We start from the raw sequence: 24,897 nt of genomic DNA on the forward strand, positions 1-24,897 counted from the left end.
CAGATGATCACGGCGCCGTCAGATCGAGCTTCTTCGCCGCCGGCTTCTGCGGCGCCGGCATCGCCAGCTGATTTTCCACATCCAATTGAATCGCCACTAGCACCGGCAGCAGGTCGTTCATGCTGTTGCGCACTTCGCTGTAGGGATGCTTTTGCGCCAACTCGTCAATGCGCGCCAGCAGTTGCGGTCGCACCTGGGCGTTGAGGTGCACGAACAGCTCGGGCAGTTGTTTGCTGATCTCGGCGGCATACAGGGCCAAATCTTCGCGGCCGAATTGCTTGGTCAGACCCAAATAGTCGAGGGCGCTGGAGGTGAGCATGGCAGCGGCCTCTTTGGTGTCTTGCAGCCCTTGCAGGCGCACCGGGTTGCTTTGCTCAGGCTGCGAGAGGGTCATCCAGAACTCGGTCGTCAAGGTAAACAGCACCGCTTGCTGGCGCAGCGAATACGTCATCAAACCCAGCGCCTCGGCGCCGTAGGGCTGCTGCACGGCGTGGAAATCAAAGTACAGCCGCATCAATTCTTTTAGCTGGAACAGCAGCTCGCGCGCCTCGTTCTGACGCAGCTCCAGCGGCGCGTAAATGTTCAGCTGTGAGCGGAAATTTTCTTCGCTGACCATGCGCTGATAGATCGGCCCGGTGAACTCGCCGCTGCGCCGGGGCAGGGCGTTCGCTTGGCTGCTGTCGAGTTTTTGCAGCGCTTCGACCAGTTGGTGATAGTCGCGGCTGCTCCACGGTTTCTGGATGTCGGGAATTTTTTCGCCGAGATAAAACAGCTCCGCAGCCGGCAGCGTGCGCGTGATTACCAGCAAAAGGATGGCCAGCGGCCAGAACAGGCGGCGTGATAGCTTCATGGCAAGGGCGTTCCGGCAGCGGTTCTTATAAGAATGGGTGCAAGAGTACCCAGCCCGCTTGGCGCCGTCACCGGGCTGAGGGTTGGTTTTAGGAGAACGTGCGATGGAAGCGGAAAAGGCCGTGCAAGGCGCCGTGTTGGCGGTGTTCGAAGACCTCGGCGGCTACGGCGCTGTGGCACGCCAACAAGGTGAAGTGGCAGACGGGCCGCTGGTTGGGCACTTGCAGCGCATCAACATCCAGCTCACGGCCATTCCGGTGTTCGCGCGTAAAGGCTTGAGCGAGACCACCGTGAACGACCTGCTCGCAGCGGCGAACGTGTCGCGCCGGACCTTCTACAAATACTTCGACAACAAAATGGATGTGCTCGAGGGCATTTATCAAACCGCCGTGGTGCTGCTGTTGGCGCGCTTTCGCGACATGCAACAAGGCGCCGGCAGCCCGCAAGATTGGCTGCGCAATATGGTCGGTTGTTTCTTCGACTACCACTCGGCCGTGGGGCCGATCATTCGCCTGATGCAGGAAGAGGCGCTGCGAGCAGACTCGCCTCTGGCCCGTCATCGGCAGCGCGCCCACGTGGAAATGACCGCGTTGTTGGTAGAGCGCCTGGAGCACGACGGCAATCGTCGCGACCCGCTGACCTACCGCGCCCTGATCTGGGCGCTTGAAACCAGCTCTTTGGAATTGCTCGGCCGCTCGGCCACGCGGGTAGAAATCGAACACGCGAAGACGGTGCTGGGCGACTTGTTGATCGCCGCGCTGTGCCCCGTCACAACCTAGGTTGGGCGCCAGGCGTAAACGGCCATGCTTTGATGCGACGACCTATAACAAGATTGTCGAGGTTTTCGCATGTCTGCTTCCAGCCTGACTCTTTCGCCGCCGTTGGCGGTGGGTTTTGCCCGATTGGGGTTTGGGGCGTTGCCCCTGGATCGTCTCAAAGCGCGTTACGCCCATCCGGACAGCGGCTCGCGGTTTGTTGAGCTGGACGGTTTCAACGTGCATTACCGCGACGAAGGCACGCGCGATAAACCGGCGCTGGTGCTGATTCACGGCGTGGTTGCGTCGCTGCATACCTGGGACGGTTGGATCAGCGCTTTCGCCGATCAGTACCGCATCATTCGGTTTGACGTGCCCGGCTTCGGTCTAACCGGCCCTGCGCGTGACGGCCAGTACAACGCTGAGCGCATGGTGAAGGTGTTCGGTTTGCTGCTCGACCACTTGGGCGTGAACAAAGCGGTGATCGCTGGCAACTCACTGGGCGGCTACATCGCCTGGAACTTCGCCCTGGCGCAGCCGCAACGGGTAGAGAAATTGATACTGATCGACCCGGCCGGCTACCACATGCGCAAAGTGCCGCTGATGATCGCCGCCGCCGCTTTGCCCGGTGCTACCTGGGCCATGCCGATGTGGATGCCGCGCGCGCTGATTGCCCAGGGCATCAAGGAAGTGTACGGGGAACCTGGGCGCATCAAGCCCGGCGTGGTCGATCGTTACTACGACCTCAGCCGCCGCCCAGGCAACCGTCGGGCAATGATGGATATCTTCCGCGTGCTGCTGAACGTGAACCGCGAAGAACTGCACGGCACTCCGGCGCGCGTGGCACAGATCACCACGCCAACGCTGCTGATGTGGGGCGACCGTGACCGCTGGATTTCGCCGAAACACGTGCCGCTGTGGCAGCGCGATTTGCCGGGTATTCAGGTGAAAACCTATCCCGGCGTAGGGCATATTCCGATGGAAGAAATTCCGGAGCAGAGCGCGGCGGATGCGTTGCGGTTTTTGCAGGGGTGAGCGGGGCTATCGTCGTTTGCAGGTTGCCCTCACCCCCAGCCCCTCTCCCGTAAACGGGCGAGGGGAGCCAAACTTCGTTGCGGTGACAAACACCGATCAAGCTCCCTCTCCCGTTTACGGGAGAGGGTTGGGGTGAGGGCAGCAGGCGACGCCAAGCTCATGAAGCCGCCAAAAATAAAGGGGCCCAGCAAGGGCCCCTTCGGGTATCAACTTCAAACTACTCAAGCCGTCTGCGCCACCGGCACATCAAACTCATCGCGCGTGCTGTGCAGCAGATCAATGTTGTTGTGCTGCCACGGATGGAAGCCATCTTTAAAGAAATCGAGGTAGGTTTTGATCAACGGCCGGAACACGCCGTTTTTGCCCCACATCCACTGGATGCCGTCGCGCCACACACGCCAGTTCCACAGCAAGCCGTCTTGCTTGAGCATGTGGGTCATGCCTCGGAACGTGTCGAACACGAAAAAGAACGTGCCCATCATCATCGCCCGCCGCAGCAATTTGCGGCTGCCGCACACTTGGTTGTAGACATCGAAGGCGACTGCTTTGTGCTCGGTTTCTTCCAGCGCGTGCCAGCGCCAAAGACGAATCAGCTCCGGGTGCGCGCCTTGCAAATGGCGCGGCTCTCGCAGCAAACCGTCGGCCATGATCGCGGTGATGTGCTCCAGCGCGGCGGTCGCAGCCAGCTGGCGCTGCGGTGAGAATTTCTTTTGCGTATAGCGGATTCGGGCCTGGGCGCGTTTCTCGATTCGCGTGATGTTGTAGCCGAGGTCGCGAAGGCGGTTGCTGTATTCCAAGTGCTCGCGGCTGTGGTGACCTTCCTGGCCGATAAAGCCTCGAATCTGTTCCTTCAATACCGGGTCGGTGATTTGGTCGCGGAACTGGCGCACCGAGTCAATAAAGAAGCGCTCGCCGTCGGGGAACAACACCGACATGGCGTCGAACAAGTGGGTCTTGAATGCATCGCCGCTGTGCCAGTGCCGAGGCAGTGGATTCGGCAGGTCGAAATCCAGGTGGCGGGGGCGAATTTGCAAGCCTTCGGGCGTGGTGCTGACCATTGCTGACTCCCTGAGTCGTTGCTTAACCATGGTTGGCACTATGGCCGCGGCTTACAACCTCGCAAAGGTTGATAGCTGCCAATGTGGCGGTCATATATGGCCGGTTGGTGTGTCACCCTGGCGTACCTGGGGTAACAGCAAACGCGCTTAGGCATTTGCTCGCTGGCGCCGATTTCCAATCCTTTAGGAGTGGTGTGACACCTAGGTACGCCTGAGTATTCCTGCGTTGCGCGTCATTTCTGGCCACCGGCCCGACGCTAAAAAAGAACAATAAGGAAGAAGTTTAGCCACGATGAAGCAGTCCATGAATTTTGCTGCCGAGCTGGTGCCCATCGCCTACGCCAGCGCTTTGATTGACCTGTGTGCCGAGCTGGGCGTGCCGGGTCATGACCTGCTGCGCGCCGCCCGAATAAAGCCGCAATTGCTCGAATCGCCTAACGGGCGCCTATCGTTTATCGACTTCAACCTGCTCGCCAGCGCTGCGCTCACGCTATGCAAAGAACCGGCGTTGGGCTTACTGCTGGGGCAGCGCCTGAACGTGTCGACCCACGGGATTCTCGGCTACGCCGTGCTGTCTAGCGCCACGTTGGATAAAGCCATTCAATTCGCGCTCAAGTACTACCGCGTACTGGGCCTGGCCTATGAGCTGGAACGGGTAGAAGCGTTTGAACGTGTGGAACTGCGCGCCAGCGAGGCAATGCCGCTTGGCGCACTCAGTCGCTTCGCCGCCGAAGGTTTGCTATGCAGCTTGCACAGCATTGCGCAGTTTTTGCTTGGGGAAAAAATGCACGGTATCGAGGTGGGTTTCGCCTACCCGGCGCCGCAGCATGCCGCGCGTTACTCAGAAGTGTTTGGCGTGCGCGTGCAGTTCGACCAGGCCTATCACCGCATCAGCATCCCGCAACATTACCTGCAACGTCCCATGGCCCTGGCCAACCCGGCGACTGTGCACATGTGTGAGCAACAGTGCGAAGCGCTGCTCGCCACACTCGATGTTCAAGACGCCTTGCTCACCCGCGTTCGCCGCCTCCTGCTGGCACGTCCGGGCGACTTTCCCGACCTCGGCAGCGCCGCCAAAGCCCTGCACACCAGTGGCCGCAGCTTGCGCCGGCATTTGTCGGCGATGGGCACGAGTTATCAGCAAGTGCTCGACGACGTACGCAAACGCCTGGCCCTGCAATACCTCAGCACCACGCAGTTGCCGCTGTATGAAATTGCGTACCTGCTGGGGTTTAGCGATGCGTCGAATTTTCGTCGCGCGTTTAAGAAGTGGACGGGGAAATTGCCGAGTGATTATCGGGGGGAAGGCTAAGCCGTTCGAATTTCGTTGAGCAGTTCGGGGTGCGAGTCCAGCAGCCGGAACAATTTCACCAGCGCCAGCGGCGGTTTGGTTTTGCCGGTTTCGTAGCGGGAGAATGCATTTACACCGCCGCCGAAAATCTCTGCGGCTTCGCGTTGGTCCAGGGCGAGTTTTTTCCGGACTTGGGCGATGAACGTTGGGTCGACGATCGTCGCGTTGATCTGTCTGGAGAACGTACGCATCGCGCTCATCACGCGATCCGACTCGTTGAGGTCGAGCACCGACTCGTTGCACGCCGGACAAAAGTCGCCAGTGACGCCGGTAATAACAGTGGTTTCGCCTTTGTAGGTATACGGCAGGTCACGGGTGTCGTGAACCAACTGCGCAGCACCGCAAACGGGACATTTCATGTTCATAACTCCTTGAACGAGACGATCAGCAGATCGTCGGAAATCGTCAGCTTCAAATACACAGCACCCATGCAGGTGCTCGGGCAGTAAACGTCTTGCCAAATGCGGTGGTCCGCGTGCGTCGTCATGCTTTTTCGAAATTCATTGGCCTTTAGTGCCATCACCACCGCCAACACATCACTCAATTCCAAACCTAATTCGCTGGCGCCAATTCGAGCCGCCTGAGTCGTGCGAACCTTGCCTTGCGAAACCAACAACTTCACCTGAGCGAGCGAAGAATGGGGAGTCCGTTTCTCCATTTCAAATTAACCTTCTTGGTGTTATTTGGCAAGTAGGTTAATAATCCGTCGCCTACTCGTTTCTGTGTCGCCGAGGCCTTTAAAGCCGCGGGCCAGTAACGCGTGAAGCCACGAAAAGGGGAATCGAGAAGGAGCCGCATTGTTTGAAGGAAATTTCGCGAGCGCTCTAAACCGGGAGCTAACGGCAGGTATTGGTGCATTCATCCTTCATTGGGCGCTTCGTGGCCCTGCGCGAGCGATGGGTGTCGGTTGTTCAACTAGCTCTTGAAGCGCGCGGAACCGAAACCGAGAATGGCACCCCATATTCGAAGGAGCCTTCATGAACCCCACCCTGATCCGCGAAACCTTCCCCGTCGGCCCGTTGCAGTGCAACTGCACGATCATCGGCGACCCGGTGACCAAGAAAGCCATCGTCGTCGACCCGGGTGGCAATCCGGATCTGATCATGGCGCGGCTGGAGGCCCATGGGCTGAAGGTGGTGAGCATCATCCATACCCACGCCCATCTCGATCATTTTCTGGCTTCGGGCCAGATGAAGGAGAAAACCGGCGCCACGCTGCATTTGCACGAGGAAGACGCTTTCCTGTGGGGCAACCTGGAGATGCAGTGCCGCATGTTTGGCGTGCCGTATACGCCGGTGCCGGCGCCGGATCAGTGGCTGCGTGACGATGAGGAGCTGGCGTGCGGTTGCGGGGTGGCGCTGCATACGCCAGGCCATACGCCGGGCTCGATGAGTTTCTGGTTCCCGCAGGCCAAATTGCTGATTGCCGGCGACACGCTGTTTCGCCGGGGCATTGGCCGCACCGATTTGTGGGGCGGTGACTACCCGACGATTGAGCGCTCGATCAAGCAGCGGCTGTATACGCTGGATGAAGACGCCACGGTGGTGACCGGTCACGGGCCTGATACGCGCCTGGGCGATGAGATGCGCGAGAACCCGTACATTCGCGCCTGACGCCGCTTCGCTTAGGCCCTCGGCACCACGGAATTTTCAGCTAACTTTATGCTCCAACGGTGGTCCGCCCAGCAGGGTGGACCGCGTTTTAGGAGTACGCCCCCCATGTTTACCTTCAGTCGCCTGATCATTGCCGCTACTGCCGTCGCGCTGTTGGCTGGCTGTGCCTCGCAAAATCCGTATGACAATCAACCCCCAAGCTCCAACAACACCGCGAAATATGGCGGTATCGGAGCGCTGGCGGGTGCCGCTGCTGGTGCGTTGATCAATCACGACAACCGTGGCAAAGGCGCGCTGATCGGCGCCGCCGTGGCCGGCGCAGCGGGCGCGGGTTATGGCTATTACGCCGACAAGCAGGAAGCCGAGCTACGCCGCAGCATGCAAGGCACCGGCGTGCAGGTGCAGCGTGAGGGCGACCAGATCAAGCTGATCATGCCTGGCAACATCACCTTCGCCACCGACTCGTCAGACATCGCCAGCAACTTCTATACGCCGCTGAACAACCTCGCCAGTTCCTTCAAGCAATACAACCAGAACACCATTGAAATCGTGGGCTACACCGACAGCACCGGCAGCCGGCAGCACAACATGGATTTGTCCCAGCGTCGGGCGGCCAGCGTGGCCAATTACCTGACCTCGCAAGGTGTTGACGGCTCGCGGTTGTCCACTCGCGGTAACGGCCCAGACCAGCCGATTGCCACCAACGACACGGCCGATGGCCGCGCCCAGAACCGCCGCGTGGAGGTCAACCTGAAGCCGCTGCCGCAAGCGGTGCAGCAGCCTCAGCAATACCAACAGCAACCTCAGCAGTACCAGCAGCAGCCGTATCAACAACCTCAGCAGTACCAGCAATATCCGCAATAAGCGCTAGGCGCTGAGCCGAGGCCTCCCACGTGGAGGCCTTTTTTTGTGCGCGCTTGAGCTGTCCACGCGAAGGCAAAAAGCGCCGAGCTTCATGGCCGATACAGATGTAGTCGAACCTACCTTTGCGATTGCCTCGTATCCGCTCGCTGATCTTTTAGTGGCAAAGCGCCGCGCTCGAAATTCCTGACTAGACTTCAGCCCAATGGCCCGATTGGGCCATTGGTAGCCGGGTCGCTTTACCAAGGGGTAGGGACGCTGGCGAAGGATCAGGAGCTTACATGGACGAAAACCCCGGGTTACATTCGCGCCACCCCTGGCTGCCTTTTTTGGTAGCGCTTGGACTCATGGCGGGGCTGGGCGCGCTGGTTGTGTGGCAGTGGCAAGAGCTGCAGACCAACAACCGACGCGAGCAGGAACAGCGCTTCAGCATTGCTGTGGACGATGTGCAGCAAAGCATTCTTGAACGCATGCATGCATACGAAATGGTGCTGCGCGGCATGGCCGGGTTACTGGCTGGCAGCGATGCGGTTAGCGCCGAAGAATGGATGCGCGCCACCGACCAGTTGCAACTCCAAGACCGTTATCCCGGTATTCAAGCCGTTGCCTGGGCCCGCTACGTGCCCGCTGCCGAACTGTCGGCGTTTATCGAAGGGGAGCGGGACGATGGACGAAAAGACTTCCGTATTTTTCCTCCCGGCGAGCGTGATGAATACCTGATTGCTGACTACATCAGCCCGCTCGACTGGCGGAACCGCCGCGGCCTGGGGTTCGACGTATTGTCCGAGGAAGTGCGTCGCAAGGCGGTTTTTCAGGCGCGTCGCACGGGCGAAGCGGTGCTGTCGGCGCCGCTCCGGCTCAAATCCGAAACCGATCAAGATCCACAAATCGGTGCTGTGTTGTACATGCCCGTGTACGCCAACACCGCGCCGGTCACTAGCCCGGAAGAACGCCAGAAAGCCTTCCTGGGGGCAGTCACGGGCTCGTTTCGGATGCATGACTTGCTTGAGGGTATTTTGGGCAGTCGTGCTGAGCTTTTTCAGATTGAGCTGGCCGACAACGCCGATGACGGCGGCGCGCTGCTTCAGGGCGGTTACCTAGGCAGTGCGGCCTTTCAGTTGACCCGACGCCTCTCGGTGTTTGGGCGGGAATGGCAGGTTACGGTCAGTAGCACCGCTGAGTACGAGCGACGGATGGAAAACCCACGGTTGCAATTCAACCTGTGGGTTGGGCTGTTGTCGTCGGTGCTGCTGGGGCTGATGGTGGGCGGCTACCTGTTGCTGCGCGAGCGAGCGCTGGCCAACAGCGAAGTCATGAGCGCCGGGTTGCGCGAGCGCGAAGAGCGGTTTCGCCTGGTGGTTGAGGCGTCGCCCAACGCCATTGTGTTGGTCGACAGCAACGGCCGCATTGCCATGGTCAACCAGCAGGCCGAGCTGATGTTTGGCTATCCGCGCGATGAACTGGTTGGCGCAGCGGTAGAAAAGCTGCTGCCCGAATCATTACGCCACGCCCACGTTGGAAAGCGCCGTGAATTTCAGAAAGCCCCGGAACCCCGGCAAATGGGTGGCAACCGCGATCTGTTTGGCCAGCACAAAGATGGACACTCGATTCCAGTAGAGGTCGGCCTTTCGCCGCTGCGCAGCGGGGCTGATGTGCTGGTGCAGGCGGTGATCATCGACATCAGCGCGCGCAAGGCCGCCGAGGAGCGCTTCCGTTTGGTGGTCGAGGCGTCGCCCAACGCCATTGTGCTGGTCGACAGCCAAGGGCGTATCGCCATGGCCAATCGGCAGACCGAGCAGCTGTTCGGCTACCCACGCACAGACCTGCTGGGCCAGCCGGTGGAAAAGCTGCTGCCCGAGTCGTTGCAGGAATTGCACGTTAACTTGCGTCAGAGCTACCTGCGTTCACCCGAGCCTCGGCAAATGGGCAACAACCGCGAGCTGTTCGGCCGGCATCGGGATGGCGAGTTGATTCCGCTGGAAGTTGGCCTGTCGCCGTTGCGCAGCGGCGAAGACGTGCTGGTGCAGGCAGTAATCATCGACATCAGCGAACGCAAAGCCGCCGAGGCGCGCTTGCGTGAGCAGGCCGAACAATTGGCCTTGGCCAACCGCTATAAGTCCGAGTTCCTGGCCAACATGTCCCATGAGCTGCGTACGCCGCTCAACAGCATCCTGATCCTCAGCGAACAGCTCAAGCAGAACGGCGGAGGTAACCTCAACGACAAGCAGGTCAAACACTCGGACATCATTCACCGCGCCGGCCGCGACTTGTTGCAGTTGATTAACGACGTGCTCGACCTGGCTCGCATCGAAGCCGGGCGCGTGCAGTTGAAGATGGAGAACATGAATGTTCACGACCTGATGCAGGAGCTAGACGCCAGCTTGCGCCCCATGGCGGAACTCAAGGGCTTGCGCCTGATCACGCGCGTCGACCCCCAGGTTCCACGGGTGGTGTACAGCGACCGTGGTCGCCTGCAACAAATTTTGCGCAACCTGCTTTCCAACGCGTTGAAATTTACCGAGCGCGGCGAGGTGCAAGTGAGCGTCGGTTGCGCCCCTGCGGATGACGGCCGCGAAATGCTCAAGATCGTGGTGCGCGACACCGGTATCGGCATTGCGGCCGACCAGCATCAGCGCGTGTTCCAAGCCTTCCAGCAAATAGACGGCTCCACCAGCCGGGCGTTTGGCGGCACCGGTTTGGGCCTGGCGATTACCCGGCAACTGGTTGAGGTGCTGGAAGGCACCGTGCAGTTGGACAGCGCGCCGGGCCAAGGCTCCGTGTTCACTGTGCAGCTGCCCGTCACTGTGGTGCAAGGCACGGTCGGGCTAACGCAAGTTAGCGCCGTGGCGCCCACACGGGTGGGGCAAGGTCCGACGTTGCTGGTGGTCGAGGATGACCAGGATTTCGCCAATCTGATCGCCGACGAGGCGCAGGCCCATGGATTTGCCTGCGTGCATTGCCGCAGCGGTGCTCAAGCGCTCGGCCTGTTGGAGCGCGAGCAATTTGCCGCTGTGATTCTCGACATCCTGTTGCCCGACATCAGCGGCTGGCAGATTTACCGCAGCTTGCGTGCGAGCCCACAGCATCGTGGTTTGCCGGTGCACATTATTTCCTGCGTGCCGCAGCCGGACGACTGGCACGACACCGGCACGCGCTACCTGGTCAAGCCGATCGCCCGCGCCGATCTCGAGAAAGTCTTCACAGATTTGGCTCGCCACGAGCACGACGAACATAACCGCCTATTGTTGGTAGAGGACGTCGCGCCGGAACGCGAGTACTACCGCGAGCACCTCAGCCACCTTGGCTTTTCGGTAACGGCGGTGGAGACCGCGGCGCAGGCGCGTGATGCCTATCAGGAAGACGAGTTTGCGGCGGTGGTGGTTGACCTGGATCTACCCGACCAGGACGGTTTTGATTTGATTGAACTCATGTCGCGCCAGCGTCCTCTCAGCAATACACGGGTGGTCGTGAACACCGGCGTGGATGTGACCCAGCAAAGCCTGCAACGCCTGCGTCGTTATTCGGCGGTGGTGGTGCAAAAAAACGGTCAGGACCTGCAAGCGCTGAGCCTGGCGGTGCAAGGATTTTTGTCCAGTGTGCGTGAGCCACAGCCTGAGGTTGTGGTGCCGGAAATCAACCCGCTGCAAGGCCAGCGGGTGCTGTTGGTAGACGATGATGTGCGCAACATTTATGCGATGAGCGCCTTGCTGGATGAGCTGGGGTTGGAAGTCAGTACGGCCCGAGATGGCTTCGAGGCGCTGGCCGCATTTGCGGAACAAGCGTTTGACCTGATTCTGATGGACATGGCGATGCCCAACATGGATGGCTATACCGCCACTCGTCTGCTGAAGCAGGAGAAAGGCTGCACGGTGCCGATCATTGCTCTGACGGCCCATGCGATGAAGGGCGACCGCGAAAAATGTTTAGCCGCGGGCACGGATGACTACCTAGCCAAACCAGTGGCGCGCCAGGACCTGATGGCCCTGCTGCAACGCTGGTTGGCGAATTCGGAGGGACGTAATGGCTCAGGCGCAGCTTAAACCGCAGTCCAGCGAGCAGATCTTGCTGGTGGTCGATGACCGCGAGGAAAACCTGGTGGCCATGGAAGCCTTGCTGGGCGACAGCCCGTGGGAAGTCCGCACGGTCAATTCGGGCGAGGCAGCGTTGCAATGCCTGCTCGACAACGATGTGGGGCTGGTGCTGCTGGACGTGCAGATGCCGCACATGGACGGCTTTGAAGTGGCGCGCTTGATGCGCGGCAACCCCAGCACCCGCTACACCCCCATCATTTTTCTATCGGCCATTGCCCACACTGAAGACTCGGTGCTGCGTGGCTATGCCACCGGCGCGGTGGACTTCATTCTCAAACCCTTCGACCCGCAAGTACTGCGGCACAAAATTAATGTGCTGCTGGAGCACGAGCGCAACCGCCACGAATTGCAGGTGCTGTCCAAGCAGCTCGACAGCGCCCGCGCCTTTAATGCCTCGGTGCTGGAGAATGCTGCCGAAGGCATTGTTGTGGTTAACGAAGAGGGCAATATCAACTTCGTTAACCCGGCCATGGCGCGCATGCTCAACGGCACGGTCGCGGGCATCGAGGGCACGCCGCTGCTCGATTACCTAGTGACGTCCGGCCTGCCCACCGCCTGGAAAGATTCGGAGTTCTACAAACATTGGTTGCGCGGCGAGGCCTATCGCCTGCACGACGCCAGCCTGCGCGCCGTCAGCGGGCAGTTGCTGCCGGTGGCGCTGTCCAGTTCACCGCTGCCGCGCTTGCAGCGCTCGATGGTGATTCTGGCGTTGGATATGTCCGTGGTGCGCAATCTGTACGCGCAGTTGGAGTCGCAAGCAGCGACCGATGCGCTGACCGGTTTGCTCAACCGTCGCGGTTTTCACCAGGCGCTGGAATCGAGCCTGGCGCGCCTGGATCGCAGCGGCAAACGCATGGCGATTTTGTATCTGGACCTCGACGGCTTCAAACGCATTAACGACTCGCTCGGCCACGCGGCCGGCGACCAAGTGCTGCGCCAGGTCGGCGATTTGCTGCGCTCCAGCCTGCGGCCATATGACGTGCTGGCACGCATGGGCGGCGACGAATTCACCGCCTTGCTCGACGGTTTGGAACACCCGGAAGATGCCGCGCGTATTGCCGAAAAACTGATCGAGCTGGTGTCGGTGCGCCACCGTGTCGACGGCATGGACGTAACACTCGGCGCCAGCATCGGCATCGCCAGTTTCCCTGAATGCGGGCGCAGCGTGGATGGTCTGATGCGCGCCGCCGACATGGCGATGTACGAAGCCAAGCGCGCCGGCCGTCAGCAATACCGCTTCTTCTCCCCGGAAATGAACGGCCGCGCACGTTCACGCTTGATGCTCGAAGAGAGCCTGCGCAACGCCATTGAACAGAACGATTTTGTGTTGGTGTATCAGCCACAAATCTATCTGGAGACGGGCAAGCTACGCGGCTTCGAAGCGCTGCTGCGCTGGGAGCACCCTGTGTCGGGCACGATTGCGCCGAATGTGTTTATTCCGCTGCTCGAAGAAACCCGCTTAATCAACCGCCTCGGCGACTGGATCTTCCGACGCGGCGTGCAGCAGTGTTGCGAGTGGCGGCCAATGTTTGGCGAGCAGGTAGTGGTCAGCCTCAACGTCAGCCCGGTGCAGTTCGGTATGCCGCAACTGGTGGACGATTTGCGGCGAGTGCTGGCGGAGTTGGGCTTGTGCCCGGCGCAGCTGGAAGTGGAAGTGACCGAAAGCGCGCTGATGCAAGACCTCGACACCACTCGCGAACAGCTCAGCCAACTGCGGGCGCTGGGCGTGAAAATCGCCATCGACGACTTTGGCACCGGTTACTCATCGCTCGCCTATTTGCGCCACTTCGAGCTGGATACGCTGAAGATCGATCGGCTGTTTATTTCCAACATGCTCAGCTCGCCCAAAGACGCGGCGGTGGTCAGCACCATCATCGACTTGGGGCATCACCTGGGCTTGGAAGTGATCGCCGAAGGGGTGGAAACCATCGAACAGCGCGACTGGCTGCTGGAACACCGCTGCCACATCATGCAGGGCTTTCTGGTTGCCAAGGGGTTGCCGGTCTCGGAGACCGAGCACTTCCCGGCGCAGATTGATTGGGATGTTTATCGCAAGAAGTGACGCTTTGCTCCCCTCTCCCGCATGCGGGAGAGGGGTTGGGGGTGAGGGCGTGGTTTTACTCGGTTTTTAAAAGGCCCCTCACCCTAACCCTCTCCCGCGAGCGGGAGAGGGGACTGACTGTTGGGAGTGCGAAGGGGAGACACGCTCACTAACCCTTCGGCGGAAACTCTTCATGCAGCCGCCCCAACTCCGCATCCTTCTCTTCCCACAACTTATTCACCCACTGCTGAAACCCGAGGCGGTAGGTTTCGTCGCTGTTGTAATCCTTGCCGAGGAACTCTTTAGGGATTTCCAGCGTGTGATAACGCACCACCACCTTTGGCACTTCGCCGCACAGGAATGACCAGAAGCTCGGGTTGCCTTCGGGGTAGTGGATGGTGATGTTGACCATCGATTTCAGCTGCTTGCCCATGGCATCAAGCACAAACGCGATGCCGCCGGCTTTGGGTTTGAGCAGGTAGCGGAACGGTGAGGCTTGCTGGTCGTGCTTGGCTTGGGTAAAGCGCGTGCCTTCCAGGAAGTTGAAAACAGCGACCGGCACATGCTGGAATTTTTCGCAGGCGCGGCGGGTGGCGGCAGTGTCCTGGCCTTTCTTTTCCGGGTGCTTTTCCAGGTAGGCCTTGGTGTAGCGCTTCATAAACGGGAAATCCAACGCCCACCAGCACAAGCCAATCACCGGCACCCAGATCAGCTCCTGCTTGAGGAAGAATTTGAAAAACGGCAGGCGACGGTTGAGGGTGTGTTGCAGCACCAGAATGTCCACCCAGCTCTGGTGGTTACTCGTCACCAGGTACCAGCCGTCGTACTTGAACTGCTCGCGGCCTCCAAGGTTCCACTCGGTTTTTTGCACCAGCCACATCCAGCCGCTGTTGCAGGCAATCCAGGCTTCGGCCGCCCAGTTCAGCACCCAGTTGCACACGGTGCGCACCGGCTTGAACGGCAGCAGCAACTTCACCAACGCGGCAATAAACAGAAACCAGCACCAGATCAGGGTGTTGGCGAACAGCAGAATTGTGGCGAGCACACCGCGAAGCGGCGCAGGCAGGAAAGACAGCATGGGGCAGATGCCTCGTGAAGAAATTGTGGTTCCCGCTCTTTTGCAGAAGATGGCGGTTGTTAGGCGCAGAGATTAACCATTGCCGGGGGAACTGCAAGCGTCTCTGCTTCTTCGCGAGCAGCCTCAAGCGAAGCCGCTCCCACAAAGAAGCGGCGGGGCGTTACGGAAGATTCGCTGCCTGAATGGCGGTGAGGGCGATGGTGTAGATGATGTCGTCCACCAGCGCGCCGCGCGACAGGTCGTTCACCGGTTTGCGCAAGCCCTGAAGCATCGGGCCCACGCTCACGCAATTGGCGCTGCGTTGCACCGCTTTGTAGGTGGTGTTGCCGGTGTTGAGGTCGGGGAATACAAACACGGTGGCATGCCCGGCCACGGCGCTGTTCGGCGCTTTTTGCAGGGCTACGCTTTCGATGGCGGCGGCGTCGTATTGCAGCGGGCCGTCGAGCAGCAGGTCAGGCCGCGCCTGTTTGGCCAGGCGCGTAGCTTCGCGCACTTTGTCGACATCCACGCCGGTGCCGGACTCGCCGGTGGAGTAACTGATCATCGCCACCCGTGGCTCGATACCAAACGCGACGGCCGACTCGGCGCTCTGCACGGCAATTTCTGCCAGCTCCGTGGCCGAGGGGTCGGGATTTACTGCGCAGTCGCCGTACACCACCACCTGATCGGGCAGCAGCATGAAAAACACCGACGACACCAGCTTGTAGCCCGGCGCCGTTTTGATCAGCTGCAAGGCTGGGCGAATGGTGTTGGCGGTGGTGTGAATCGCGCCGGAAACCAGGCCGTCCACTTCGTCCAGCGCCAACATCATGGTGCCAAGCATCACCGGATCTTCGAGCTGCTGGGTGGCCATCGGCGCGTTCAGGCCTTTGCCTTTGCGCAGCTCGACCATGGGCGCCACGTAACGGCTGCGAATCAAATCCGGGTCGAGTATTTCCAGGCCGGGCGGCAGTTCGATGCCATGGGCCTGGGCCACCAATTGCACTTCTTCAGGCTTGGCCAGCAGCACGCAATGGGCAATGCCGCGCGCCTGGCAAATGGCGGCCGCTTGTACGGTGCGCGGCTCGCTGCCTTCGGGCAGCACAATACGTTTGTTCGCCGCCTGCGCGCGTTGCACCAGCTGGAAGCGAAAGGCCGGCGGCGACATGCGGTGTTCGTGCGGCTCGCCGCAGCGCTGGCTGAGAAAGTGGTGGTCGATATGGCTGGCGACGAATTCGGTGACCCGCTCGGCGCGCTCGCGGTCGTCGATGGGGATTTCTTTGTTGAGCTGATTGAGGTTGTTGGCGGTGTCGTAGGAACTGGTGGTCACCGACAGCACCGGCAAGCCGCTTTGCAGCGCGCCTCGGCACAGTTCCATGATGCGTGGGTCCGGCGGGAAATCGCTGCACAGCAGCAAGCCCGCCAGCGGCATGCCATTGGTGGCGGCCAGGCAGGTGGCGAGAATGATGTCGTCGCGATCGCCTGGGGTCACAACCAGCACGCCTGGCTTGAGCAACTGCACGGTGTTGGCCACGGCGCGGGCGCACAAAACGATGCGCTGCATGCGCCGCTGCTCGTATTCACCGGCGTTGATCACGCGGGCGCCGAGCATGTCGGCGATGTCGCGGGTGCGCGGGGCGTTCAATTGGTCGAGCCAGGGAATGCAGCCGAGCAAGCGGAAATCGTGACGGCGCAGCAGCGGCGAATGATCTTGCAAGCGGGCAGCAAAGGCGGTGGCGTTTTCTTCGTCGCGCACTTTATTAAGGATGACGCCGAGCACCGAGCTGTCTTGTGGCCCACCAAACATTTGCGTCTGGATTTCCAGGCGGTCGGACAGCTCGCTGACGCTGTCGCCATCCGGAGCGGTGACCAGAATGACCTCGGCGTCCAGGCTCTTGGCCAGGTGCAGGTTAATGCGCGCGGCATAGCTGGTATGGGCGGTGGGCACCATGCCTTCGACGATCACCACGTCTTTATCGCGGGCGGCGTCCTGGTACAGGCGAATGAATTCTTCCAGCAGGTCGTTGAGTTGGCCTTCGCCGAGCATGCGCTCCACATGGGCGAGGCTAACCGGCGGCGGCGACTGCAAACCGTGGGTGCGGGCCACCAATTCGCTGGAGCGTTCCGGGCCCTGGTCGCCAGGCTGCGGCTGCGCCACCGGCTTGAAAAAACCCACGCGCAAACCGACGCGCTCGAGAGCGCCGACCATGCCAAGGCTGATGGAGGTCAGGCCGACGCCGAAACCGCTGGGGGCAAGAAAATAAGTCTGCATGCAAGTTCCTGAACCGCGCGTGGTTCGCGCTTTTTTATAAAGCCTCGCCTCGGCAAGGCCCATTGTCCGACAGCGCTGTTAGTGCAGTAGCTGCAAGGTATCGAGGGCGATCTGCCGTTCTTCGTTGGTTGCAATCACCAGGACGCGTGGGTGGCCGTAGGCGTGGATCGTACCGGAAAGGCCACGGATATAACGCTCGTTCGCTTCGTCGTCGAGCTGCACGTTCAGCAAGCGCAAATGGCTCACGGTTTTGCTGCGAATGAGCGGGGAATTCTCGCCGATGCCGCCGGTGAAAATCAGCCCGTCCAGACGCGGCAAGGCGCAGCTCATGGCCGCCAGCGATTTCGCCAGGCGATAGCAAAACACCTCGATGGCCAGCGTCGCGCCTTCATGGCCGTCTCGGTGCGCTTGCTCCAGGGTGCGCATGTCGTTGGACAAACCGGACAAGCCGAGCAGGCCGGCGTCGTGGTTGAGCATGTAGTCGATTTTCTCGATGTCCCAGCCCAGGCTCAGCGCGAGATGGCTGTGGAGGTTGGGGTCGACGTCGCCGCTGCGGGTGCCCATCACCACGCCTTCGAGCGGCGTCAGGCCCATGCTGGTGTCGCGGCTTTGGCCATTAACCACCGCGCAGGTTGAGCAGCCGTTACCCAGGTGGGCCGAGAGCCAGCAACTGTCTTCTACCGGCAGGTGGGTCATTTCGGCGGCGCGGCCGGTGACGTAGCGGTGGCTGCTGCCATGGAAGCCGTAACGGCGAATGCCGTGGTCGCGGTAGAGGTTTTCCGGCAGCGCGTAGCGGTACGCGTAGTCCGGCAGGCTGTGGTGGAACGCGGTGTCGAACACCGCCACTTGCGGCAGGTTGGGAAACAGTTTGAGGGTGGCTTCGATGCCCAGCAGGTTGGCCGGGTTGTGTAGCGGCGCGAGGTGGGCCGTGGCGTTGATTTCGGCCAGCACGCGGGCGTCGATACGGCGCGCTTCGCTGAAGCGTTCGCCACCATGCACCACGCGGTGACCGATGCCATGCAGTTTGCCGCCACACGCGCTTTGCACCACCGGCAGCAGCTGCGAGAGCGCGGCGCGGTGGTCGGCGTTGGGAATCATCAGGCTGTCGAACTCGGCGCCCCGGCGCCAATGTAATTCGGCATCGTAGGTGCCGAGGTTTTGCGCTTCACCGCTCAAAAATGTTTGTGAGTGAGCCTCGTGAATCAAGGCGAATTTGATGGATGAACTGCCGCAATTGATTACCAGAATATGCCGTGCTTGCATCACTGCTCCTCGCCTTGCTGTCCAACTCCATTCGGTTCCACCCCTTGCGCGCACCAACCGCAGGGGAAGGGCTGACCGATTTTTTCTGCGCGTTGCGTGGGGTCTTGCACCCAGTCGCGGTTTTGCCAGGGCGGCTGGTGGCGCAGGTGTTGCGTATGGCCGCAGGAAAGTATCGCCACCCAGTGCCCTTCTTCGTCCTGGCGAAAGCCTGTAATACGCGCTGCGCTGCGCGCCGGGGCGTGGGGCCGTCCGTCTGCGCTCGGTTCGCTTTCGGCCGAACCCTTGGTTAAACTTGCCCGTTCTCCACTCTTTCGCAAAGGTTCTGCCCCATGCTGATCGCTGCCAATACGGCTGTCTCCATCGACTATACCCTGACCAACGATGCTGGTGAGGTGATCGACAGCTCTGCCGGCGGCGCTCCGCTGGTGTACCTGCAAGGCGCAGGCAACATTATCGTCGGTCTGGAAAAAGCCCTGGTTGGCAAGCAGGCTGGCGATGAACTGAACGTGGCCGTTGAGCCTGAAGAAGCCTACGGCGAATACAGCGCTGAACTGGTTAGCACCTTGAGCCGCAGCATGTTCGAAGGCGTTGATGAGCTCGAAGTGGGCATGCAGTTCCACGCTTCGGCGCCGGATGGCAGCATGCAGATCGTCACCATCCGCGATCTGGACGGCGACGACGTTACCGTCGACGGCAACCACCCGCTGGCCGGCCAACGGTTGAACTTCCAGATCAAAGTGGTTGCCGTACGTGCAGCCAGCGAAGAAGAAATTGCCCATGGTCATATCCATGGCGAAGGTGGTCACCACCATTGATTCAGCTAAGCTGCTTGAGCGGCTAACTGGATGACCAAAAAGGCGCTCGTAGGGCGCCTTTTTTTGTCCGTAAGGACATTGTTTGATGACAATTTGGAGTTCGTCATGAGTGCTTTTCACGACATCAATTTACGCGCCTTGGATGGCCAGGAATTGCCGCTCGCGCCCTTGAAGGGCAAGGTTGTGCTGGTGGTCAATGTCGCCTCGAAATGCGGGCTAACCCCTCAGTACGCAGGGCTGGAGAGCTTGTATCAGCAATACAAAGACCAAGGCTTCAGCGTGCTCGGTCTGCCTTGCAATCAGTTCGCCGGCCAGGAGCCTGGCAGCGAAGACGAAATCAAAGAATTCTGCAGCCTCAACTACGGCGTCAGCTTCCCGCTGAGCGGCAAGCTCGAGGTGAACGGCCCTGGCCGTCATCCGCTGTATCGCTTGTTGGCGGGCGAGGGCGCAGAGTTTCCTGGCGACATCACCTGGAATTTCGAGAAGTTTCTGGTAGGTCAGGATGGCCGCGTGCTGGCGCGTTTCTCGCCGCGTACGCCGCCGGATGATCCGGCGATCGTTCAAGCCATCGAAAAAGCCCTGGCTTAACATTTCACGCCGTCTGTGGGAGAGGCTTTAGCCTCGATGCTTTTTGAGCTTTAAAAGCATCGAGGCTAAAGCCTCTCCTACAGGGACTGGTGAAGGCCTCTCACCCCTGATGCGCTTCGCGGTTGCCATTGCCACGGGCGGCGTTCAGTTCCTCCATTCCATCAAAGTCGAAATCACGTACTGGCTGGCCCTGCAATTGGGCGCGTTTGAGCTGGTATTCGTCGAACGACAAACCCTGACGACTCAAGTCTTCCAGCGCTTTCTGGTGCAGTTCCAGTGCGGTGTAAGGTTTCAGCTCCAGCATGGAGTGACCTTGGCCAGCACAGCCGGTGAGTACGATGGCGGTTAACAGCAGGGCGATAGTCATTAAGCGGTTCATTGGAGCCTCCTATCGGCCCGGTGAGTGAGAGTGGGCTCAGACTATTACTCACTCCGCTTTTGTTGAAATCGACCCGTTCAATAGCTGGTATCGACGAAACCGCCCCGTTACGAGCAACGATATATATCGGGATTTTCCGAAGCATTTGTAGGGCTTTATCACCCACATCAATGATGCTGGGCGGGACGAGACGACCGGTCATATGATCGCCGCCATGAACAACGCCACCTCGACTATCCGTCTCGACAAGCGCGATCTGATCCTCACCAAGGGCTCGGAAGTGATGCTGCGTCGCGGCTACCACGGCACCGGCGTACAAGAAATTGTGCAGGCCGCCGGTATTCCCAAGGGCTCGTTCTATCACTACTTCGCCAGCAAAGAAGACTTCGCCGTGCACGCGCTGGAGCATTTGTATGCGCCGCGCTTGCAGCGCTACGCCACGGCGCTGAGCAACGCGGCGCTGAGCCCGCGCGCACGAATTCTGAGCTTTTACGGCGAGCTGCTGAACCACTTTCGCCGCCAGGAAAAACCGCAGTACCACTGTTTTATCGGCAGCCTCAGTTTTGAAATGGCCGAGCCGTCGCAGCCCATTGGCTTGCAGGTCGAGAGCATTCTGCAGCGCTCGGTGGACATCCTCGCCGGGTGCTTACTGGAAGCGCGCGAGGCCGGTGAACTGAGCGCCAGTACGGATTGCGTGGAGCTGGCTGAATTTATCGCCAATGCCTGGGAAGGCACGCTGATGCGCATGAAAGCCGGGGCCAATGCCGCGCCGCTGTCCGTTTTTCTGCACCAACTGGAGCGTCTGCTGACGCCCGTTTGATTCTTCAAAAAACCACTGCGCTGCCACGCTGCGCAACCCAGATGCCCGTTAGGAGAACCGCATGACCGCTCTTGTGAAAGCCCTGTTCGAACCGTTCCGCCTCGGCGAACTGGAGTTGCCGACTCGTGTGGTCATGGCGCCAATGACCCGTTCGTTTTCGCCGGGCGGCGTGCCTAACGAGGGCGTCATTGAGTACTACCGTCGCCGCGCTGCCGGCGGTGTGGGGCTGATCGTGACCGAGGGCACCACCGTCGGCCACCAAGCCTCGAACGGTTACCCGCACGTGCCGCGTTTTTTCGGTGAAGACGCCCTGGCTGGCTGGAAAAAAGTGGTCGATGCCGTACACGCTGAAGGCGGCAAAATTGTTCCGCAGCTCTGGCACGTAGGTAGCGTTCGCCGCATCGGCACCGAGCCGGACGCCAGCGTTCCGGGCTATGGCCCAACCGGCAAAATCAAAGATGGCGTTGAGGTTGTGCACGACATGACCAAGCAGGACATCGCCGACGTCATCGCCGCCTTCGCCCAGGCCGCCAAAGACGCTCAGGCCATCGGCATGGACGGCGTGGAAATCCACGGCGCCCACGGCTACCTGATCGATCAGTTCTTCTGGGAAGGTTCCAACCAGCGCGACGACGAATACGGCGGCAGCCTGGCCAACCGTTCGCGTTTCGCCATCGAGCTGATCAAGGCCGTACGCGCCGCCACCAGCCCGACGTTCCCGATCATCTTCCGTTTCTCGCAATGGAAGCAGCAGGACTACACCGCACGCCTGGTCACTACGCCCGAAGCGCTCGGCGAATTTCTGCAGCCGCTGTCGGATGCCGGCGTGGATATTTTCCACTGCTCCACCCGCCGCTTCTGGGAGCCGGAGTTCGAAGGTTCCGACCTCAACCTGGCCGGCTGGACCCGCAAACTCACGGGCAAGCCAACCATCACCGTCGGCAGCGTGGGCCTGGATGGCGAGTTTATGCAGTTCATGGTCAAGACCGACAAGGTCGCCCAACCTGAGAAACTCGACGCGTTGCTGGAGCGTTTGAACAAGCAGGAGTTCGACCTGGTAGCGGTCGGCCGTGCGCTGTTGGTTGACCCGGATTGGGCGGTAAAAGTACGCGACGGCCGTGAAGACGAAATTCTTCCGTTCAGCCGTGATGCGTTGACCAGCCTGGTGTGATGTTTCCCTTTGCGGTGCCCTTGCGGCGCCGCACTTCAGGCCCCGCTTTGGCGGGGCTTTTTTTATGGAAAAGATCAACAGCATCGAGGCTGAAGCCTCTCCCACATTGGATTGCGTTCACCTGTGGGAGAGGCTTTAGCCTCGATTGGCCTGGCCTGCAAAGATGAAGTTTTGGACGCAGGCAATTATCTGCGGGGATAAAAAAACGGCGCCACATCAGGCGCCGTTTTTTCGTTCGGGACAGTGATCAAACTGTCGCCGCAGACTCCACCTTACGCGGCGTCAACCCCAGCAGCTCGTTGCTGCGGGCGTTCACTTCGCGATACAGCGTGGCGTCGGTTTCCAGCGCCTTTTCCCGAGCCGGGAAAATCGCTTTCAGCTTCTCAGCCCAGGCCGCGTTCACTTGCTCAGGGAAGCAGCGCTCGATCAGTTCCAGCATGATCGACACCGTGACCGAAGCACCAGGCGAGGCGCCCAGCAGTGCGGCGATGGTGCCGTCTTTGGCCGCGACAAGTTCGGTACCGAACTGCAGGATGCCGCCTTTTTTCGGGTCTTTCTTGATGATCTGCACGCGCTGACCGGCAATCTCCAAACGCCAATCCGAGGCCTTGGCCAGCGGGAAGAAACGCTTGAGCGATTCCATGCGTTGCTCGCTCGATTGCAGCACTTCGCTGATCAGGTACTTGGTCAGGTCGAAGTTGTCGCGTGCCACGGCCAGCATCGGGCCGAGGTTGCTCGGGCGAACCGACAGCGGCAGGTCGAGGAACGAGCCGTGCTTGAGGAACTTGGTGCTGAAACCGGCATATGGCCCGAACAGCAGAGATTTCTTGCCGTCGACGACGCGGGTGTCCAGGTGCGGAACCGACATGGGCGGCGAACCGACCGCTGCCTGGCTGTACACCTTGGCTTCGTGCTGTTTAACGATTTCCGGGTCATCGCAACGCAGCCACTGGCCGCTGACCGGGAAGCCGCCGAAACCTTTGCCTTCCGGAATGCCGGACATCTGCAGCAAGGGCAGGGCAGCGCCGCCGGCGCCGAGGAATACGAAGCGGGTGTCCACTTCACGCGTGGCGCCAGACTGGGTGTTCTTGATGCTGACGCGCCAGCCTTTATCGGTGCGCTTGAGGCCGACAACCTTCTGGTTGTAGCTCACGCGGCAATCGCTTTGCTCGCCGAGAAACTTCAGTAGTTGTGTGGTCAGAGCGCCGAAGTTGACGTCGGTGCCAGACTCCACGCGGGTCGCGGCGACGGCTTCGTCGGCAGCACGGCCGGGCATCATCAGCGGCATCCACTCGGCCATTACGCCTTTGTCTTCGGTGTACTGCATGTCATCGAAGGCATGGTGTTTAACCATGGCAGCGTGGCGGGTTTTGAGGAATTGGATGCCCTTGTCGCCCTGTACGAAACTCAGGTGCGGAATCGGGTTGATGAAGGCTTTTGGCGAACCGAAGTTGCCTTGCTGCATCAGGTGAGCCCAGAACTGTTTCGACACCTCGAATTGGGTATTGATGTTCACGGCTTTTTTGATGTCCACCGAACCGTCGGCGGCTTCGGGGGTGTAGTTCAGTTCACACAGACCGGCGTGACCGGTACCGGCGTTGTTCCAGGGGTTAGAGCTTTCGATGGCCCCCGACGCCTGCATTTCAGCGACTTCCAGCTTGATGCCGGGGTCGAGCTCTTTCAACAGCACGGCCAATGTCGCGCTCATGATGCCGGCACCTACCAGCAGCACATCGACAGCCTCGTAATCGTTTTGCGCCATTTGCTCGCCACACTCTTGTGAAGTTGTGAAACCGTTTTTTCACGTTCTTTTGGAAACGTGAACCTCAAAAGTTCAGGTGCCTTATGGCTACGATCTGCGCGCTTTTACACCCATGAAGACAAGGTGCTGGAGCAAGGCAGAGATAGTGCAAAGGTCACGCGAAGTGGGCGACTCTCTGGGGCGGTGCTTGCTGATGCTGAGTACATCAGGGTAGCTGCGAGGCCCGAGCAGGAGACGTCCTTATAATCGGGGCGCGATTATAACGGTGAAATGACAAAAGTTGGTTTTTTAGCGTGACTTTTATTCACCCATCGGTCAGCCCACCAACACTTGCGTGCCGTTTGCACGCGGGCCGACCGGTAGCAATTGGCCGCTGAGCTGCCTGAAACCCTGCATTTCCGGAACCTCGCAAAGCCGCTTTTGTCTCAACCTTCAGCGCTGTCAGGCCGCCGCTGCGCTGGGTATACTGCGGCCACTTCAAGCGGCCCAACCGGGCGTTCCAACCCTTGTGGAGAGATGAGCATGCTGCACCGTCTGCTGTTAGGTCTGATCGCTGTAGCCAGCCTGGCGCTGGTTGGCTGTGCCCACAGCCCGCAACAACTGAGCCCCACCCCCAAACTCAACGGCAACCTGACGCCGGTTGGCCAAGGCCAGCCGGTTATTGTGCGTGTGGTTGACGGTCGTCCTTCGCCCATTCTCGGCACCCGTGGCGGTCTGTACCCGGAGACCAGCGCCATCAGCGTTGCCGGCGCCGATATCGTGCCCAAGCTGCAACAGCAAGCCGAAGCCGCCGTTCGCCTGCTCGGTTTCACCCCGTCGCCGGGTGCAATGAACGCGCCGCAAATTACCCTCACCTTGGCCGAGCTGAAATACCAATCGCCAAAAGAAGGCATGTATGTCACCGAGGCCAACATTGGCGCCACGTTCCGTGTCGATGTACAGAATGCCACTCGCCGTTACAGCGGTCGCTACGGCGCCACCCTGGACCAGAAATTCGGTATGGCGCCGAACCAGGACACCAACACCAAGCTGGTCAGCGACGTGTTGAGCGACGCCCTGACTCGCTCGTTCAAAGATCCGACCATCGGCCAGGTACTGTCTCAGTAAGCGTGGCGT

Annotated in this window: 22 protein-coding genes; 12 read left to right on the forward strand and 10 right to left on the reverse strand. The window is 60.3% G+C overall.

Annotation, left to right across the window (positions count from 1 at the left end; all coding sequences use genetic code 11):
* Positions 1–7: 7 nt before the first annotated feature.
* Positions 8–850, reverse strand: a complete 843-nt coding sequence (locus tag ACZZZU_RS19425; protein WP_463551546.1) for a hypothetical protein — start codon at positions 848–850, stop codon at positions 8–10.
* A gap of 103 nt (positions 851–953) precedes the next feature.
* Here ACZZZU_RS19425 and ACZZZU_RS19430 point away from each other — a divergent pair, with 103 nt between their 5' ends.
* Both ACZZZU_RS19430 and ACZZZU_RS19435 read left to right on the forward strand, forming a co-directional pair.
* Complete coding sequence (locus tag ACZZZU_RS19430; protein WP_463551547.1) at positions 954–1,628, forward strand: TetR/AcrR family transcriptional regulator; 675 nt, start codon at positions 954–956, stop codon at positions 1,626–1,628.
* A gap of 69 nt (positions 1,629–1,697) precedes the next feature.
* Complete coding sequence (locus ACZZZU_RS19435) at positions 1,698–2,639, forward strand: alpha/beta fold hydrolase (RefSeq protein ID WP_463551548.1); 942 nt, start codon at positions 1,698–1,700, stop codon at positions 2,637–2,639.
* 221 nt (positions 2,640–2,860) lie between these two features.
* On the opposite strand, the gene ACZZZU_RS19440 is transcribed toward ACZZZU_RS19435, so the two are convergent.
* Complete coding sequence (locus ACZZZU_RS19440) at positions 2,861–3,697, reverse strand: metal-dependent hydrolase (RefSeq protein WP_463551549.1); 837 nt, start codon at positions 3,695–3,697, stop codon at positions 2,861–2,863.
* Positions 3,698–3,989: 292 nt separating this feature from the next.
* Here ACZZZU_RS19440 and ACZZZU_RS19445 point away from each other — a divergent pair, with 292 nt between their 5' ends.
* Positions 3,990–5,009 (forward strand): AraC family transcriptional regulator, encoded by a 1,020-nt coding sequence (locus ACZZZU_RS19445; protein ID WP_463551550.1) that lies wholly within the window; start codon positions 3,990–3,992, stop codon positions 5,007–5,009.
* Here the strand turns inward: ACZZZU_RS19445 and ACZZZU_RS19450 are convergent.
* Both ACZZZU_RS19450 and ACZZZU_RS19455 read right to left on the reverse strand, forming a co-directional pair.
* Positions 5,006–5,407, reverse strand: a complete 402-nt coding sequence (locus ACZZZU_RS19450; protein WP_463551551.1) for a type II toxin-antitoxin system MqsA family antitoxin — start codon at positions 5,405–5,407, stop codon at positions 5,006–5,008. The two genes, ACZZZU_RS19445 and ACZZZU_RS19450, sit on opposite strands and share 4 nt — an antisense overlap.
* A gap of 2 nt (positions 5,408–5,409) precedes the next feature.
* Complete coding sequence (locus ACZZZU_RS19455) at positions 5,410–5,706, reverse strand: type II toxin-antitoxin system MqsR family toxin (protein ID WP_463381834.1); 297 nt, start codon at positions 5,704–5,706, stop codon at positions 5,410–5,412.
* 319 nt (positions 5,707–6,025) lie between these two features.
* Here ACZZZU_RS19455 and ACZZZU_RS19460 point away from each other — a divergent pair, with 319 nt between their 5' ends.
* The 4 genes from ACZZZU_RS19460 to ACZZZU_RS19475 all read left to right on the forward strand — a co-directional run bounded on the left by ACZZZU_RS19460 (position 6,026) and on the right by ACZZZU_RS19475 (position 13,675).
* Positions 6,026–6,661: an MBL fold metallo-hydrolase gene (locus ACZZZU_RS19460; protein ID WP_463551552.1), complete on the forward strand. Its 636-nt coding sequence runs from the start codon at positions 6,026–6,028 to the stop codon at positions 6,659–6,661.
* 105 nt (positions 6,662–6,766) lie between these two features.
* Positions 6,767–7,525: a YiaD family glycine zipper/OmpA-like lipoprotein gene (locus tag ACZZZU_RS19465; RefSeq protein ID WP_122492837.1), complete on the forward strand. Its 759-nt coding sequence runs from the start codon at positions 6,767–6,769 to the stop codon at positions 7,523–7,525.
* 278 nt (positions 7,526–7,803) lie between these two features.
* A complete protein-coding gene (locus ACZZZU_RS19470) occupies positions 7,804–11,562 on the forward strand; it encodes a PAS domain S-box protein (RefSeq protein WP_463551553.1) in 3,759 nt (1,252 codons plus the stop codon).
* Complete coding sequence (locus tag ACZZZU_RS19475) at positions 11,543–13,675, forward strand: putative bifunctional diguanylate cyclase/phosphodiesterase (RefSeq protein ID WP_463551554.1); 2,133 nt, start codon at positions 11,543–11,545, stop codon at positions 13,673–13,675. Before ACZZZU_RS19470 ends, ACZZZU_RS19475 begins: the two co-directional genes overlap by 20 nt.
* A 148-nt stretch (positions 13,676–13,823) precedes the next feature.
* On the opposite strand, the gene ACZZZU_RS19480 is transcribed toward ACZZZU_RS19475, so the two are convergent.
* The 4 genes from ACZZZU_RS19480 to ACZZZU_RS19495 all read right to left on the reverse strand — a co-directional run bounded on the left by ACZZZU_RS19480 (position 13,824) and on the right by ACZZZU_RS19495 (position 18,425).
* Positions 13,824–14,732 carry an acyltransferase gene (locus tag ACZZZU_RS19480; protein ID WP_463551555.1) on the reverse strand — a complete coding sequence of 303 codons (909 nt, stop codon included), beginning with the start codon at positions 14,730–14,732 and terminating at the stop codon, positions 13,824–13,826.
* Between the two features lie 160 nt (positions 14,733–14,892).
* Positions 14,893–16,983 carry a phosphate acetyltransferase gene (gene pta, locus ACZZZU_RS19485; protein WP_463551556.1) on the reverse strand — a complete coding sequence of 697 codons (2,091 nt, stop codon included), beginning with the start codon at positions 16,981–16,983 and terminating at the stop codon, positions 14,893–14,895.
* A 78-nt stretch (positions 16,984–17,061) separates the two neighbouring features.
* Complete coding sequence (locus ACZZZU_RS19490; RefSeq protein WP_463541249.1) at positions 17,062–18,246, reverse strand: acetate kinase; 1,185 nt, start codon at positions 18,244–18,246, stop codon at positions 17,062–17,064.
* Positions 18,246–18,425: a DUF3565 domain-containing protein gene (locus tag ACZZZU_RS19495; RefSeq protein WP_463551557.1), complete on the reverse strand. Its 180-nt coding sequence runs from the start codon at positions 18,423–18,425 to the stop codon at positions 18,246–18,248. The genes ACZZZU_RS19490 and ACZZZU_RS19495 overlap by 1 nt, the downstream gene beginning before the upstream one ends.
* 150 nt (positions 18,426–18,575) lie before the next feature.
* Here ACZZZU_RS19495 and ACZZZU_RS19500 point away from each other — a divergent pair, with 150 nt between their 5' ends.
* Positions 18,576–19,061 (forward strand): FKBP-type peptidyl-prolyl cis-trans isomerase, encoded by a 486-nt coding sequence (locus ACZZZU_RS19500; RefSeq protein ID WP_108096087.1) that lies wholly within the window; start codon positions 18,576–18,578, stop codon positions 19,059–19,061.
* A gap of 105 nt (positions 19,062–19,166) precedes the next feature.
* Positions 19,167–19,649, forward strand: a complete 483-nt coding sequence (locus tag ACZZZU_RS19505) for a glutathione peroxidase (RefSeq protein WP_463551558.1) — start codon at positions 19,167–19,169, stop codon at positions 19,647–19,649.
* A gap of 100 nt (positions 19,650–19,749) precedes the next feature.
* Here ACZZZU_RS19505 and ACZZZU_RS19510 read toward each other — a convergent pair whose 3' ends face one another.
* The gene (locus ACZZZU_RS19510; protein ID WP_122492830.1) at positions 19,750–20,028 is read right to left on the reverse strand and encodes a hypothetical protein; all 279 of its coding nucleotides are present in this window, start codon (positions 20,026–20,028) and stop codon (positions 19,750–19,752) included.
* Positions 20,029–20,242: 214 nt separating this feature from the next.
* Between ACZZZU_RS19510 and ACZZZU_RS19515 the strand changes: the two genes are divergently transcribed.
* Together ACZZZU_RS19515 and ACZZZU_RS19520 are read left to right on the forward strand one after the other, a co-directional pair.
* The gene (locus ACZZZU_RS19515) at positions 20,243–20,848 is read left to right on the forward strand and encodes a TetR/AcrR family transcriptional regulator (RefSeq protein WP_463551559.1); all 606 of its coding nucleotides are present in this window, start codon (positions 20,243–20,245) and stop codon (positions 20,846–20,848) included.
* Positions 20,849–20,909: 61 nt separating this feature from the next.
* Positions 20,910–22,019: an NADH:flavin oxidoreductase gene (locus ACZZZU_RS19520; RefSeq protein ID WP_463551560.1), complete on the forward strand. Its 1,110-nt coding sequence runs from the start codon at positions 20,910–20,912 to the stop codon at positions 22,017–22,019.
* Positions 22,020–22,266: 247 nt separating this feature from the next.
* Here ACZZZU_RS19520 and mqo read toward each other — a convergent pair whose 3' ends face one another.
* A complete protein-coding gene (gene mqo / locus ACZZZU_RS19525) occupies positions 22,267–23,781 on the reverse strand; it encodes a malate dehydrogenase (quinone) (protein ID WP_122492827.1) in 1,515 nt (504 codons plus the stop codon).
* A 522-nt stretch (positions 23,782–24,303) separates the two neighbouring features.
* On the opposite strand from mqo, the gene ACZZZU_RS19530 reads away from it, so the two are divergent.
* Positions 24,304–24,888: a YajG family lipoprotein gene (locus tag ACZZZU_RS19530; protein ID WP_463551561.1), complete on the forward strand. Its 585-nt coding sequence runs from the start codon at positions 24,304–24,306 to the stop codon at positions 24,886–24,888.
* Positions 24,889–24,897: the final 9 nt, after the last annotated feature.

This window comes from Pseudomonas sp. AC136 (genome assembly GCF_979258585.1).

Bases quoted from the DNA above. Each gene is read 5' to 3' on its own strand.
- ACZZZU_RS19505 (WP_463551558.1), top strand. From the start codon at position 19,167: ATGAGTGCTTTTCACGACATCAATTTACGCGCCTTGGATGGCCAGGAA.
- ACZZZU_RS19465 (WP_122492837.1), top strand. From the start codon at position 6,767: ATGTTTACCTTCAGTCGCCTGATCATTGCCGCTACTGCCGTCGCGCTG.
- ACZZZU_RS19440 (WP_463551549.1), bottom strand. From the start codon at position 3,697: ATGGTCAGCACCACGCCCGAAGGCTTGCAAATTCGCCCCCGCCACCTG.
- ACZZZU_RS19480 (WP_463551555.1), bottom strand. From the start codon at position 14,732: ATGCTGTCTTTCCTGCCTGCGCCGCTTCGCGGTGTGCTCGCCACAATT.
- ACZZZU_RS19500 (WP_108096087.1), top strand. From the start codon at position 18,576: ATGCTGATCGCTGCCAATACGGCTGTCTCCATCGACTATACCCTGACC.
- ACZZZU_RS19425 (WP_463551546.1), bottom strand. From the start codon at position 850: ATGAAGCTATCACGCCGCCTGTTCTGGCCGCTGGCCATCCTTTTGCTG.
- ACZZZU_RS19455 (WP_463381834.1), bottom strand. From the start codon at position 5,706: ATGGAGAAACGGACTCCCCATTCTTCGCTCGCTCAGGTGAAGTTGTTG.
- ACZZZU_RS19475 (WP_463551554.1), top strand. From the start codon at position 11,543: ATGGCTCAGGCGCAGCTTAAACCGCAGTCCAGCGAGCAGATCTTGCTG.
- ACZZZU_RS19460 (WP_463551552.1), top strand. From the start codon at position 6,026: ATGAACCCCACCCTGATCCGCGAAACCTTCCCCGTCGGCCCGTTGCAG.
- ACZZZU_RS19510 (WP_122492830.1), bottom strand. From the start codon at position 20,028: ATGAACCGCTTAATGACTATCGCCCTGCTGTTAACCGCCATCGTACTC.
- ACZZZU_RS19450 (WP_463551551.1), bottom strand. From the start codon at position 5,407: ATGAAATGTCCCGTTTGCGGTGCTGCGCAGTTGGTTCACGACACCCGT.
- pta (WP_463551556.1), bottom strand. From the start codon at position 16,983: ATGCAGACTTATTTTCTTGCCCCCAGCGGTTTCGGCGTCGGCCTGACC.
- ACZZZU_RS19470 (WP_463551553.1), top strand. From the start codon at position 7,804: ATGGACGAAAACCCCGGGTTACATTCGCGCCACCCCTGGCTGCCTTTT.
- ACZZZU_RS19515 (WP_463551559.1), top strand. From the start codon at position 20,243: ATGAACAACGCCACCTCGACTATCCGTCTCGACAAGCGCGATCTGATC.
- mqo (WP_122492827.1), bottom strand. From the start codon at position 23,781: ATGGCGCAAAACGATTACGAGGCTGTCGATGTGCTGCTGGTAGGTGCC.
- ACZZZU_RS19490 (WP_463541249.1), bottom strand. From the start codon at position 18,246: ATGCAAGCACGGCATATTCTGGTAATCAATTGCGGCAGTTCATCCATC.
- ACZZZU_RS19520 (WP_463551560.1), top strand. From the start codon at position 20,910: ATGACCGCTCTTGTGAAAGCCCTGTTCGAACCGTTCCGCCTCGGCGAA.
- ACZZZU_RS19445 (WP_463551550.1), top strand. From the start codon at position 3,990: ATGAAGCAGTCCATGAATTTTGCTGCCGAGCTGGTGCCCATCGCCTAC.
- ACZZZU_RS19530 (WP_463551561.1), top strand. From the start codon at position 24,304: ATGCTGCACCGTCTGCTGTTAGGTCTGATCGCTGTAGCCAGCCTGGCG.
- ACZZZU_RS19430 (WP_463551547.1), top strand. From the start codon at position 954: ATGGAAGCGGAAAAGGCCGTGCAAGGCGCCGTGTTGGCGGTGTTCGAA.
- ACZZZU_RS19435 (WP_463551548.1), top strand. From the start codon at position 1,698: ATGTCTGCTTCCAGCCTGACTCTTTCGCCGCCGTTGGCGGTGGGTTTT.